This is a genomic window from Nibrella viscosa (assembly GCF_039541875.1).
In the GTDB taxonomy this organism is placed as follows: Bacteria; Bacteroidota; Bacteroidia; order Cytophagales; family Spirosomataceae; genus Nibrella; species Nibrella viscosa.
Window position 1 is genome coordinate 1,054,302 of record NZ_BAABHB010000001.1, and the last position, 13,313, is coordinate 1,067,614.

Below are 13,313 nucleotides of genomic sequence, written 5' to 3' on the forward strand. Positions count from 1 at the left end.
TTTATAAATTAGTTAACAAAACCAAGCGCATGAGAGCTATCACTACCTTTGTTAGCCTCACCTTAAGTTTGGGTACATTACTGGCCCAAACAGAGAAAGGTCGGGGTTTATGGTCTGGCGGCATTGGTGGTCAGTTGACAACAACGGAGAAATACCTGGAGCGTGGTCGGGATGCCAGCGTGCAGGTATTTATTAACAAAGGGTGTTTTGTGCGGCAGAGTGTGCTTCTGGGAATGGAAGTAGCGGCCTCTGGCAGTACCCTACACAATGAAGTAGGTATTGGGTACGACACTAAGAATGAGAAACTTGCTTTTACCTCGACCGTATCGCCGTATATCCGCCGGTACTGGGGCCGCCAGAACTGGCGGGTGTATCTGGGAGGGGGTCTTTTGTTTGGCTACGATAGGGCAAAGACCCAATCGCTTTCGACCGCAAACCGGGTAACGCAACAGCGCGAGCACCGGCTCCGGCTCAGCCCGGAAGTGCAGGCTGGGTTTGTTTATTTCGTCAATGACCGCTGGGGGGTAGAGGCTACCACCCGATCAACTGCTTTTCCGCTCACGATCAGCAACCTGGGCGTAGGTGTTGTAATGGTTACCGGTGGGCGTTTGCCCGCCCGCCCGCTTAAGGTACTGCCTACCCAAAACCAAGTGCTGGCTACCAACTGGATACTGGCCGGGGGCTTTGTGCTCAACGACAACTTGCGGCAACTTATCCCGAGTGAAAGCAAAGCAGAGGTGTTCAGGCAGGAGGTAAGCCGGGGAGTTTCGGTTAGTCCGTCCATAGGGTATCTCATAGCTGATCGGCTGATTATCGGAGTAGCGGCTCCTTTCTCGTACAATATTCTCACTGACGCTTACGTAAATACGCCTGGGCAGGCACAGGTCCGGGTCGAACGGCGGACCGCCGGTGTTCAGCCGTTTGTTAAGAAATACTTCACCACGCAGAAGCTGACACCCTATGCCGGGCTTCAGGCGTCCTGGCAGTGGCAGGAAGATGGCACCACTACTGATACCTACGGGCTTACCTTCAGCGCGGGTCTGGCCTATATGATCGGCACCCGGTTTATTCTGGAGGGTGAGTTGGGCCGAATTGGGGGTGGCTGGTCAAAAACCCGCGATGGCGAAATCAGGCAGCATTTTGGCGATATACGGGCAACTTTACGGCCAGGTTTTTCCCTTTCATATGCGTTTCTGTAAACGGCTGGGCGTTTATGGTGCCGTTGCCAAAGGAACCGGATGTTTTAACAAAATTTAAGGAACCCAATTGTTACTAATTTATCCTGAAGTGTTAGCTTACTGCAAACTTAACAACACTTCATATGAGGAGAATTCTGGTAGCTTCGTTACTGCTATCGGGCCTGCCGACTCTGGCTCAGACCGAGAAAGGGAGGGGGCTGCTTACGGGCAGTATCAATCTGACCTACACCCACCTGGAGCAGGGTACTCAGAGTACCCTTTCTGGGCGGGCACCGGCGCTGACTATAGCGTTGTCAAAAGGCTGGTTCGTGCGTGACAATTTTCTGTTTGGCGTTTCTGCCAGTTCGCGGAGCCAATGGAATCATTCGAATACCATCAATACGCTGGTTTCTGCTACTCCGGCTTACCAGTATTTTTCCGGGATTACACCTACGGGCTCAACGCCTTTGTGCGAAAGTACTGGGGCCGGCAGCAATGGCGGGTATTTGCGGGCGGAGGAGTTGGCGCTACCTATTCCCGATCCGACATGTTTAGTCAATCCGTTGAGGGGCAGCCCGGTTCCAGCAATTATCACCTGAACCGGTATACGAACTACAGTACGTCAACTACAGTAAATCCGTTCACCCAGGTCGGTGCGGTGTATTTTGTTACAGACCGGTTAGCGGTCGAAGCCTTTTCGCAATCGATAGCCTTTCCGTTTTCCTTTGGCGGCTTCAATCTAGGGTTGTCTTTACTTACGGGTGGTACCGCTTACAATCCGGCAGTTACGCAGGAGGTGAGTCCGCAAACCGAGCGCGGCCACTGGGTGCTTAGCGGCAGTTTTCGAGTTGCGGGTAATCAGCAGGGGAGTAGTCAGGATGTTGGTACGGCCGGCAGTGGCTCAAACAGCTATTCTTCCGACTCAAGGGCCAGCGTGTTTACTACCGCCCCGTCTGTTGGCGTATTTATCCGGAACAACCGGCTGTTGGGTGTAGCCATACCGGTGTCTTTTCAAAAGAGCAGGGTAATTAACCGTTCTGGCATAGCGGTTGCCGAAGAAAGCGAAACAAGTATTGGTGTTCAGCCGTATCTGAAGCAGTATGCAGGCACCCGACGGCTTCGGCCTTTTGTAGAAGGGCATGTCGGGTACCGGCAGGGAACCCTCCGCCGGGATAATACCGGGCAGGGTTTGCCTTCGTTCCGCATCGATCAGCGCTCCATTGAGGTAGGAGGCTCGGCGGGCCTGGCTTACATGCTGCGGGAGCGGTTTATTGTCGAGGCTACCCTGGGCAGTGCTGCGGCCACGCGTTTCACGAATGCTCCGCAGCAGGCCGATCCGGAAAACAGAAAGGCTGAAGGCTGGACCTTAACGGTTACGGCTACGCTGCAACCAGCTTTTTCACTGGTATATATTTTCCGGTGAGCTACCGCAGAAAGGCGGTAGCCTCGGCCACCTTATCGGTATTTATTACGTCAACGCCGAGTTTGCGGAGCTGTTTCCAGGCATTGGCATTGTCGGGAATAGCCCAAAACCGGATGGGTTTACCCTGGTCGTGGGCTCGTTTGATAATCCGTTTGAGCTTATTGCGATCGTCATCGGGTAAGTCACCGGTGCCGTTCCAGCGGGAGTAGTTGCTAAAATTATCGCTGATCAGCGCTACGTGCCGGAGGGTTTCGTCGTCGTACACCTCGCCCGGCCGGCCGTCAAATAGGATAAAGTGAGGGTAGTCGACATACTCATTAACCTTCGGCCGGTTTCCGCTGATGATCATCTGCACCGCGTTTGGGTTAACCTGCCGGTTAAAAACATCCATATTCTGGTGAATGATGCCAACCAGTATAGGCATGACGTCTTCGGCTTTATCTTTTATGTCGATGACCAGGTTAAAGGAGTACTTCCGGTCGGAGCTGACGCGTCCTTTATGCTGCTCAAATAAACGGAGAATGGGAGTGATATACAATCTTTCCAGGGTGCGGCTGGTGTCGATTTCGCTGCGGGTATGCGCCACAACCAGCTTACCGTTTACCAGGTAAACATCCGCTTCTATGTAATCGGCACGCTGCTCATACGCGTCGGTAAAAGGGCGCTGCTTTTCGTAATCGTTATGGGCGTGAATCTGCTGGCCAAAGCAGCAGGCGGGCAGGAGCAAAAAAAGCAGAAATCGAATCATGGTTGAGTTTGTTATCTTACTATATCCGGAAAGCAGAACTAAACAAATGTAACACGATCCGGTAATATATACTATGGTACCTGGTTTTTGTCTTACACCGGCAAAGGATTAATTTTGGGCCTTTCTAACAAATGATCTACCTTACCAGACAATTGATTCAATGAGTTTACTGCAAGGAAAAGTTGCGTTGATTACCGGTGCCTCACGGGGTATCGGGCGGGCCATGGCCCGGCGTTTTGCCGAAGAAGGTGCGCAGGTGGCCTTTACCTACCTGTCGAGCGTGGAAAAAGGCCAGGCGCTGGAAGAAGAACTGAGCGCGTTTGGGGGCAAGGTAAAAGGCTACCGCTCCGATGCCTCGGAGTATAAAGCCGCTGAAGAACTGGTGAACCAGGTACTAACCGATTTCGGTTCGCTCGATGTGCTGGTTAATAATGCCGGCATTACCCGCGATGGTCTGCTGATGCGGATGTCGGAAGAACAATGGGACGCCGTTATCAACGTTAACTTAAAGTCGGTGTTTAACCTGACCAAAGCGGCTATCCGGCCGATGATGAAAGCCAAAGCAGGCTCAATTATTAACCTGACGTCGGTGGTAGGTATCCGGGGGAATGCCGGACAGGCCAATTATGCCGCTTCCAAGGCAGGAATCATCGGGTTTACCAAATCGGTAGCGCTCGAACTGGGTTCTCGGAATATCCGCTCCAACGCGATTGCCCCCGGCTTTATCGAAACCGAAATGACGGGTGAAATCAACGAAAAGGCCCTTGAGGAGTGGAAACAATCCATTCCGATGAAGCGCGGAGGTCAGCCCGACGAAGTAGCCGATTGTGCTTTGTTCCTGGCTTCCGACCTGTCGAGGTACATCACCGGTCAGGTTCTACAGGTCGACGGCGGTATGCTAACTTAGAATAGTTTGAAGTTTGAGGTTTAAAGTTTGAGGTTTTGCGGGACTGCCTAACACCCGCTGTTGCCCTCTAACCAACCCCAAACTTTAAACCTCAAACCTCAAACGGACTTTAATGCGTTCTGATCTGTTTTTACAATCATCACCCTGGTGGATCGTGGTCTGCCTGCTGGTTGGCGCGGCCTACGCGGCTGCGATGTACCAGCCTTTGCCAGGTCGTTCAGTTCCTGGCGGATGGGGGAAGACGGCTAACTATGCCCTGGCTGCCCTACGGTTTGTCGTCGTTTCGGTGCTTTGCCTGCTGCTGCTGAATCCGCTGGTGCGGAGTATCCGATCGACAACCGAAAAGCCAAAGGTGGTGCTGGCGGTCGACAATTCGGAGTCGATGGTAGCCGGCGGGCGTGCCAAACTGGATCAGGCGCTCAGCACGCTGGAAACACTCCGCCGGCAGCTTACCGATCAGGGCCTGGAGGTGGCCGTACGGGTTCTGAGGGATACGGCAACCGATGCCAACCTTTCTCAATTGACATTTACCCAGCGCACCACCGATCTGGCGGACTTGCTCACGGGTATCCGCAACGATTACGAAGGCCGGCACCTGACTGATGTGGTGCTGGTATCCGACGGGATATTTAACCAGGGACTCTCGCCAACGTTCGGGCAGTATCCGTTTGCCGTGCATACGGTGGGTGTGGGGGATACCATACCCAAGCGGGATGTGCAGTTAAAGGCGGCATTGGCAAATAGGGTGGCGTATCTGGGCAACCGCTTTCCCGTTCAGGCCGAAATTGTCAGCAATGGCTATGCGGGTCAAAATGGGGTTGTGGTCCTGCGGCAGGGTGGGCGCGAAGTAGGCCGTCAAACGGTCAGCTTCAGTCGGACGGAAACCTTCAGCCAGGTAACGTTTCAGGCCTCAGCTAACCAGAAGGGTGTTCAGCATTTCGTGGTGGAGGTGCTGCCGCTGCCTGGTGAGTTCAGCACCCGGAATAACCGGCAGGATGTGTATATCGACGTAATTGACGGCAAAGAAAAAATTCTGCTGCTCGGTTTAGCTCCTCATCCCGATATTAAGGCGTTGCGGTCTATTTTGGAACGCAACCAGAATTACGAACTGGACATCCGCCTGCTGACCGGCTCGACGGACCCCAGTCCGCCGGCTGATAAAGTCTACGATTTGATAATTCTGCACCAGATTCCTGATAATAGTGGGCTAAGCAGTGGCATGGTGCAGAAGGTGCTGGCCCGTAATACGCCAGTATTGTTTGTACTGGGCAACCAGTCGGCTCCATCGGTGGTCAATACCCTCAACCCGGTGATGCAGATTACGGCGCAGGGGAACCAGACCGATAAGACCACGGCCCGGTTCGAAACCAATTTCCGGCAGGTGAACCTGGACCCGATCAAACTGGAGATGCTGGAAAAACTGCCTCCGCTGCTGGTCCCCTACGGCGATTATAAACTACAGCCCGGCAGTGAAGTGGTGCTGTGGCAGCAGGTGGGCTCCGTAAAGACGAGCAAACCCCTGCTGGCGCTCAATGTGACCGGTACCCGCAAAGCCGCTGTACTGGCCGGAGAGGGGCTGTGGCAGTGGCGACTGGAAGAATACGCCCTGACAGAAAAGCAGGAAACCGTTGATGAACTGCTGCAAAAGGTAATCCAGTTCATTTCGGTCAAAGAAGACCGGAGAAAGCTACGCGTGTATCCGATCCGGAACGAGTTCGTGGCCGGCGAGAAAGTGATTTTTGAAACCGAGCTGTACAACAACATTTACGAACGCATCTTCGACCAGCCTATCCGCCTGGAGATTACCGACGAAAAGAGTATAACGCGTACCTTCAACTATACGCCTACTTCGACCAACAGCCGCTTCGAAATCAGCCGCCTGCCGGAGGGTGTGTACCGGTACCGGGCAACGTCGACCATCAATAACCGATCTGAACAGGCTACAGGGCAGTTTATTGTGCGTGATTTGCAACTGGAAGCGGTAAACACCACCGCCGACCATGCCATGCTGCGGCAGTTGGCCCAACAAACGGGCGGTCGTTTTTACGGCCCTAACAATCTGGCTTCCCTGGCGAGTACCTTTACCAGTCAGCAAACACCCGACCGGCTCACCAGCACCGAAGAGATGAACGAACTCATCAACTGGCGGTGGCTGTTCTTTGTTGTACTGGTACTCATCGGGGCCGAATGGGGCCTGCGCAAGTTTTACGGGGGCTATTAAGGTAGTGATGAGTGATGAGTGATGAGTTGAGGAACTACGTTTTGGATGGTTCTCAGCTCTCCTGATTCATCGCTCATCACTCATCACTAAAAAATGAATATAGGCGATAGAGTACGGATGCTGAGGGCAAAGGAAGAAGGGGTTGTAACCCGATTTTTGTCCGGCAACCAGGTAGAAATTGAAATTGAAGATGGCTTTCGGATACCGGTCATGCGGTCGGAATTGGTGGTGGTGTCTCCGCTCGAAGCGGAGCGTTTGCTGAAACGCAATACGCCCGAACCACAGAAAGCTACTGCACCCTCTATTCTTTCCAATCAGGGTATTTATCTGGCTTTTATTCCGCAGAACGACCGGGAAATGTCGCTGCATTTTGTTAATAATACCGATTGGGATCTGCCGTTTACCATTGGCGAAGAGCGGGGAAATCAGGTGCGTGGCCTGCAAAGCGGGGTGCTGAAACCGAAATCGCAGGTGAAACTAAACGAACTGTATACCGTGGCTGGTTTTGAAAACTGGCCGACATTTCTGGTGCAGGCACTCTGGTTCCGGGCGGCATCTGTGGCGTTGCGTCCACCACTGGTAAAGCGACTGAAATGCCGGGCCGCTACCTTTTACAAGAGCAAACAGACCGTACCGGTGCTAAACCAGTCGGGGCATTTGTTTCAGTTGGATACGGATGAATCGCCCCCCGACGATGCCGGAGCGATTAAAAAGACGGTAGCGCCAGACGCCCTTAAACAAGAAATGCTTACCCCAAAAAGCGAACCTGTAGCGCTGGCAATTGAGCGCCCATCGGCGGTGGTTGATCTGCACATAGAGGCCCTGCTACCCGGCGGACCTGGTAAGCGCTCAAATAGTGAACTGCTGGAGATACAATTGCAGGCATTTGAAAAAAGTCTGGAAAACGCCATTGCCAGTGGCATGAGTGATATTACATTTATCCACGGCGTTGGTAGTGGAGCCCTGCGGAATGAATTACACCGCCGGCTGGGGCGGCATCCGCATGTTCGCTATTACGAAGATGCGCAAAAACAAAAATTTGGCTATGGCGCGACGAAAGTCACCATTCGATAATATATTACCCCCGAAAATCGGCCCATCGGCCGGTGTTCTCCTGTACCTGCTGCTGGTAACCGCCTGCCAGCCGTCAGGAACCCGCATTAACCCCCAGGCTCCCAAAGCCGCTTATTCCCGAACCACCATGGAGGTCCGTAACGAACAGTTTCTGTCGACCGTTAATGTCCCCGTTTCGATTTCTATTGCCGACATTGAACGTCAGATCAACAATCAGGTAAGCGGACTGGTTTTTGAAGACAATCAGCTGGACGGCTCCTCGCAACAGGGTAGCGGGAGCACACCCTACTGGATGAAAGTCTGGAAGCGGGGGAACATTGCCGTTAGGGCTGGTGTAGCCGGTACGCAGGACAGCCTGTTCCATTTTACCGTACCCCTGCGTATATGGGCAAAAGCCGGCATCAAGGTCTTAGGCTTTACCCGTTATCAGGAGACAGAATTTGAGCTGAATATGCGCTTTGCTACCCGGTTCAGTATTGATCCGGACTGGACTGTAACTACCCGGACGCAGGCCGATGGCTACGAGTGGGTAAAACGGCCGTCTACCAGTATCGCCGGCTTTGCTATACCCATTACCAGTATTGTCGGCCGGCTGATCGATCAGAACCTGGGGACTATGAGCCAGGCACTCGATCAGCAGGTTCATAAAAACGTCGACCTGCAAACGCCCGTGCTAAAAGCCTGGAACACAGTTCGGGAACCGTATCTGCTATCCGAAAAGTACCGCACCTGGCTGATGGTGGTACCCCGGCGAATCCTGATTACCCCGTTTCGCTTTGAGGGTAACCAGATACGGGCAACGATTGGCATGGAAGGGCATACGCTGACCACTACAGGCTCGAAGCCCGATGTAAGGCCGGCGGTAACCCTGCCGAATCTGGTTGTGGTGAAACAGATACCGGATAATTTCCAGATTGGTATCCTGAGCGAAGCAACCTACGAAGAAGCGGCAAAAATTGCCGCCGGCGAGTTTGTCGGCAAAACGTTTTCGTTCAGCAACGACAAGTACACTATTGCTATTTCCGACATTGATCTGTACGGGCAGAACGACAACCTCATCATCAAAGCCGGCCTAACGGGGAGTATTACCGGTAATATTTACCTGCGGGGAAAACCGTATTATGATGCCCAGACTAAAACCGTCTCGTTAAAAGACCTAACGTATGATCTGGATACCCGTAGCCTGCTGCAGCGGGCGGCCAACTGGCTGTTACAGGGTACATTTGCCCGGATGATGGAGAAGCAGTTTACCATTCCGGTGGGGGGGCAGATCGATGAAGTCCGGAACGCGGTTCAGGCCCGGTTAAGAAACAATCAATTAACGAAAGGCGTTATTATGAGCGGTAACATTGAGGACATCAGGCCTGATCAGGTATACCTGACACCAACCGCCCTGCTCGCCGTGGTGTATGCCCAAGGCCGCGTGAGCGTGAAAGTAGATGGATTGCAATAAAAATAGATGATAATTTTTGCGTTTGCTGGATTTTACTCAATAAATGCTAATTTTCTCCTGGTTTCATTTTTTGAGAAAGTAAGTATTTATAGATTTGCGGCAACCGCGTTGCAGCAACGCAAACCGAATTGTGCCAACCTAACGGTACAGGTTGTCTTATCGCTTCCCGGGTAACCGGGAGGAGGAAAGTCCGGACAGCACAGAGCACCATACTTCCTAACGGGAAGGCAGCCGTCTGGGAACGGGAGGCTGACAGACAGTGTCACAGAAAATATACCGCCTTGTTCAGTCAGCAGTGGGCAGTATACAGTAGGCAGAAACAGTCTGCAAACTGCCAGATGCCTACTGCTGACTGAACAGGGTAAGGGTGAAAAGGTGGAGTAAGAGCCCACCGCCCGGCTGGTAACAGACGGGGCACGACAAACCTTATGGGCTGAAAGACCAAATAGGCATTGGATGTGAGGCTGCTCGTCTCCGTACCCCCCGGGGGATGCCAATGCGGGTAGGTCGATAGAGGTTGCCGGTGACGGCAATCCCAGATAAATGATAAGAGTCCTGAACCTGTTTCAGGAAACAGAATCCGGCTTATAGGCCTGTACCGTTCGGGTTGTCACAACTCATTATCCTGGCACCATTAACTTATAGCACGGCAAAAGGCTTATGTCATTTAACCTTGTTTTCTCATGAAGAAAAAATCTATTCACGCTTCCCTGCTCTTTTTGCTGACGTTCACCTGCACGTACGCCCAAAACCGATCGTACGAAGGGGAGTACAAAATGAATACCTGGTCGATAACCCTGAGCCCGGCAATTACTCAGTTTTACGGCGATCTGCGGGAAACCAACGCGGGAATTTTTGCCCGCAAACCAGCTAATGCCACCGAATGGGTATTTCCGGCCGGTGTTGGCGTGTCAATCAATAAGCAGCTCACACATTTGTTCGGTTTGCAAACCGACTTCTGGACCGGCCGGCTCAACGGTTCCAAGAAAGATATTTACAATGCTTATTTCCAGACGTATTTTCTCCAGGGTACGCTCCAGGGAACGGTGAACCTGAAGTCGCTGCTGATGGGGACACAAAAGTTACGCCGGTGGAAAACCGATCTGCACGGTGGTATTGGGTATATGTGGTTTTATGCCAATGTGTTCGACCTAAACTCAAACCGGCTGCTGCGCTACAGCAACAACCCTATTAATTACAGTTCAATTACCTCCGGCGAGTGGGAAGGGAACGGGTCGACGTTTACCCGCGAACTGGTATTTCCGGTCGGGCTGGCCGTTCATTACGAATTGACCCGCCGGCTGGATCTGGGCTTCGATGTGACCCTGAACTATGTGAATACCGAAAAGCTGGATATGACGGTCGGTGGGGTAGACAATTCTATCCCGTCTAATATTTACACCTTTAAAAAAGGAGAAAGTGCGCTCGATAAATGGGGTTCCGCAGCGCTTACCCTAACGTATAAAATTGGCAAAAATGCCATTAAGGTCGGCAAAGACGGCAGGTACGATGCATCGCTGGGCCGGTACCATCTGCGTTGGGCTGATCCTAAAGATCTCATCAAAGCGCCGTACAATCCAACCCTGGCCGATGCTGACTCCATTGCCAAGGCGAACATGCCTAAGCCGGTCGATCCGCGCCTGTATACCGACTCAGACAATGATGGGGTAGCCGATCTGTTCGACAAGGAACCCAACACACCCGACGGTAGCGTAGTATCCGGAGCCGGGGTAGCCATGAATCTCGATAGTATCATCACATCGCTGCTGCGGTCGAAGTTTGCGCCGGAGTGCGAAGCGTTGCTGAGCAATATTGAATTTGACACCGATAAGTCGACCATCCGGCCGGCTTCGCAGGAGACCCTGCGGAAACTGGTAGAACTGTTAAATGTGAAAACGAATTGCCGGATTGTGCTGACGGGCCATGCCGATGCACGGGCTTCCTACAGCTACAACATGCAGTTGTCGAAACGCCGGGTAGATGCCGCCAAGCGATTCCTGGTACGGGCAGGTCTGACAGACCCGAGCCGTGTAACGGTTGAATACTATGGTGAGTACCGGCCCATTGCGCCCAACACGACGGTGTCCGGTTTGCAATCGAACCGGCGGGTCGAGATCAAGGTCGAGCCGCTGAATACGCTTCGGTCTAAATACCCGGCCGGGTTCCGATTGGATGGGGTCAAAAAACCATAAGTGGTTTACTGGGAAATAGAAGCCGGACTTTACAGGTCCGGCTTTTTTATTGGGGGCTTTTTTACTATCTTTGCGGACAATTTCAACAGAAGGACGGGTTCCTTCACCGAAAACCATAAAGCAATGGCTGTTAAAATTCGTTTATCGCGTCGTGGACGCAAAAAAATGGCGATGTACGACATCATAGTCGCGGATTCACGCTCTCCGCGCGATGGCCGATTCATTGAAAAGATCGGTTCGTACAACCCCAACACCGACCCCTCAACGGTCGTCATCAAGTCAGACCGGGCTGTACATTGGCTCATGGTTGGCGCACAACCAACCGACACCACCCGCTCGATTCTGTCGCATGAAGGCGTGATGCTGCGTAAGCACCTCCAGGTAGGCGTTCAGAAGGGTGCTATCACCCAGGAGCAGGCCGATGAGAAGTTTACGCAGTGGAAAGAAGGCAAAGAAGGGCGTATTGCCGGTACCGTAGAAACCAAGCAGCAGCAAAAAGAGACCGAGCGTCAGGCTCGTATGGAAGCTGAGCGCAAGGTGAACGAGGCCCGTGCGGAAGCCATCGCCAAAAAGAATAAAGTAGAAGAGCCTGCGGCAGAAGCACCTGCAGCAGAGGCTACCGAAGGCGAAGCAACTGCTGAGGAAACTCCGGCGGCTGACGCAACTGCCGAAACTCCCGCTGCTGAATAACTTTCGCCGGAAAATTGTTATCTATGAGCCTGTTCATCCGGACAGGCTCATTGTTTTTACAAACTAATATTCACGTGACTAAAGACGATTGTTTTCAACTGGGCCACATCACCCGCACACACGGTACGCAGGGTGAACTGGTCTTTTACCTGGACGTAGATGAACCCTCGGCCTACGAAGAACTGGAATCAGTGCTGATCGAGGTCAAGGGCGAACTGCTGCCGTATTTTATCGAATCCATTGCCATCATCAACAAAAGCCGGGCAATTGTTGCGCTGGAAGAGGTAGAAACAATTGACCAGGCCGAAAAACTGATCAATTGTGCCCTGTACCTGCCACTGGACAACCTGGAGCCGATTGAGGACGAAACCCGGTTTTATTATCACGAAATTATCGGCTACCGCGTGGTCGATGCTGAGCAGGGGGAACTCGGCACCGTAACGGCCGTGTACACCATGCCGACGCAGGACCTGATCTCAATGGAGTACCAGGGTAAGGAAGTACTCATTCCGATCAACAGCGCCATTGTGCCCTCGGTAGACCGGACCAGGCAGCAACTGAACGTGGTGCTGCCTGATGGCCTGCTGGATGTGTACATGACCGAAACGGATAAAGAGAAGCCGGAGATAAACGGTGATGTGGAGCATGAGGATTGATATTATTACCTGCCTGCCGAAATTGCTCGACAGTTTTTTTGCCCACTCCATTTTACAGCGGGCGCAGCAGGGCGGCTATGTTGAGGTGGTGGTGCATGATCTGCGCGACTACTCCACCGATAAGCACCGGCGTGTCGATGATTACGCCTTCGGCGGGGGAGCCGGCATGGTGATGCAGATCGAACCCATTGCCCGCTGCATCCGGGCGCTCCAGGCGGAACGTACCTACGACGAGGTTATTTACATGACGCCCGACGGCGAACGTCTAACGCAGAAAACCGCCAATGGCCTATCGATGAAACAGAACCTGATCGTTCTCTGCGGTCACTATAAAGGCGTGGATGAGCGCGTTCGGGAGCATTTTATCACCAGGGAGATTACCATCGGCGATTACGTTTTATCGGGAGGGGAGCTACCGGCGGCTGTGCTTTGCGACGCTATTATCCGGCTGCTCCCCGGCGTTCTCAACGACGAAACCTCGGCCCTGACCGACTCGTTTCAGGACAATTTGCTGGCTCCGCCGGTATACACCCGTCCGGCCACGTTTGAAGGCTGGTCGGTACCCGACGTGCTGCTGTCCGGTCACGAAGCTAACATTGACGAGTGGCGGTTTCAGCAGGCGCTGGCCCGCACCCGCGAGCGCCGGCCCGATCTGCTGGGGGAGAATTAATGTACAATGGCTTTATTATATAGGCACACAAACTCTTTACCAATAAGTTGTGGCTACATTTGCAAAAAAAGTTAGAGTGAGGTAGTATTACATGGAAGTCC

12 protein-coding genes and 1 other RNA gene are annotated in these 13,313 nt (G+C 52.8%); 12 read left to right on the top strand and 1 reads right to left on the bottom strand.

The features are described from left to right. Positions 1–29: 29 nt before the first annotated feature. From ABD931_RS04490 to ABD931_RS04500, 3 genes are all read left to right on the top strand, one after another. Positions 30–1,199 (top strand): hypothetical protein, encoded by a 1,170-nt coding sequence (locus ABD931_RS04490; RefSeq protein ID WP_345264360.1) that lies wholly within the window; start codon positions 30–32, stop codon positions 1,197–1,199. A gap of 122 nt (positions 1,200–1,321) precedes the next feature. Beyond that, the gene (locus ABD931_RS04495; protein WP_345264362.1) at positions 1,322–1,777 is read left to right on the top strand and encodes a hypothetical protein; all 456 of its coding nucleotides are present in this window, start codon (positions 1,322–1,324) and stop codon (positions 1,775–1,777) included. Further along, positions 1,726–2,601: a hypothetical protein gene (locus ABD931_RS04500; protein WP_345264364.1), complete on the top strand. Its 876-nt coding sequence runs from the start codon at positions 1,726–1,728 to the stop codon at positions 2,599–2,601. The genes ABD931_RS04495 and ABD931_RS04500 overlap by 52 nt, the downstream gene beginning before the upstream one ends. A gap of 1 nt (position 2,602) precedes the next feature. Here ABD931_RS04500 and ABD931_RS04505 read toward each other — a convergent pair whose 3' ends face one another. Then, positions 2,603–3,349, bottom strand: a complete 747-nt coding sequence (locus ABD931_RS04505; protein WP_345264366.1) for a phosphatidylinositol-specific phospholipase C/glycerophosphodiester phosphodiesterase family protein — start codon at positions 3,347–3,349, stop codon at positions 2,603–2,605. Between the two features lie 160 nt (positions 3,350–3,509). Between ABD931_RS04505 and fabG the strand changes: the two genes are divergently transcribed. The 9 genes from fabG to trmD all read left to right on the top strand — a co-directional run bounded on the left by fabG (position 3,510) and on the right by trmD (position 13,212). Further along, positions 3,510–4,256, top strand: coding sequence for a 3-oxoacyl-[acyl-carrier-protein] reductase (fabG, locus tag ABD931_RS04510; protein WP_345264368.1), 747 nt, complete (start codon positions 3,510–3,512; stop codon positions 4,254–4,256). Positions 4,257–4,368: 112 nt separating this feature from the next. After that, the gene (locus tag ABD931_RS04515) at positions 4,369–6,477 is read left to right on the top strand and encodes a VWA domain-containing protein (protein WP_345264370.1); all 2,109 of its coding nucleotides are present in this window, start codon (positions 4,369–4,371) and stop codon (positions 6,475–6,477) included. A 93-nt stretch (positions 6,478–6,570) separates the two neighbouring features. Beyond that, on the top strand, positions 6,571–7,551 hold the full coding sequence (locus tag ABD931_RS04520; protein WP_345264372.1) for a Smr/MutS family protein: 981 nt from the start codon (positions 6,571–6,573) through the stop codon (positions 7,549–7,551). Continuing rightward, positions 7,523–9,004: a DUF4403 family protein gene (locus ABD931_RS04525; protein ID WP_345264374.1), complete on the top strand. Its 1,482-nt coding sequence runs from the start codon at positions 7,523–7,525 to the stop codon at positions 9,002–9,004. Before ABD931_RS04520 ends, ABD931_RS04525 begins: the two co-directional genes overlap by 29 nt. A gap of 143 nt (positions 9,005–9,147) precedes the next feature. Continuing rightward, positions 9,148–9,608, top strand: an RNA gene (rnpB, locus tag ABD931_RS04530) — RNase P RNA component class A. A gap of 79 nt (positions 9,609–9,687) precedes the next feature. Further along, the gene (locus ABD931_RS04535) at positions 9,688–11,196 is read left to right on the top strand and encodes an OmpA family protein (protein WP_345264375.1); all 1,509 of its coding nucleotides are present in this window, start codon (positions 9,688–9,690) and stop codon (positions 11,194–11,196) included. 123 nt (positions 11,197–11,319) lie between these two features. Continuing rightward, positions 11,320–11,886 (top strand): 30S ribosomal protein S16, encoded by a 567-nt coding sequence (locus tag ABD931_RS04540; RefSeq protein ID WP_345264474.1) that lies wholly within the window; start codon positions 11,320–11,322, stop codon positions 11,884–11,886. A gap of 74 nt (positions 11,887–11,960) precedes the next feature. After that, the gene (gene rimM, locus ABD931_RS04545; protein ID WP_345264476.1) at positions 11,961–12,542 is read left to right on the top strand and encodes a ribosome maturation factor RimM; all 582 of its coding nucleotides are present in this window, start codon (positions 11,961–11,963) and stop codon (positions 12,540–12,542) included. Continuing rightward, positions 12,532–13,212 carry a tRNA (guanosine(37)-N1)-methyltransferase TrmD gene (gene trmD / locus ABD931_RS04550; protein WP_345264377.1) on the top strand — a complete coding sequence of 227 codons (681 nt, stop codon included), beginning with the start codon at positions 12,532–12,534 and terminating at the stop codon, positions 13,210–13,212. The genes rimM and trmD overlap by 11 nt, the downstream gene beginning before the upstream one ends. Positions 13,213–13,313 lie beyond the last annotated feature (101 nt).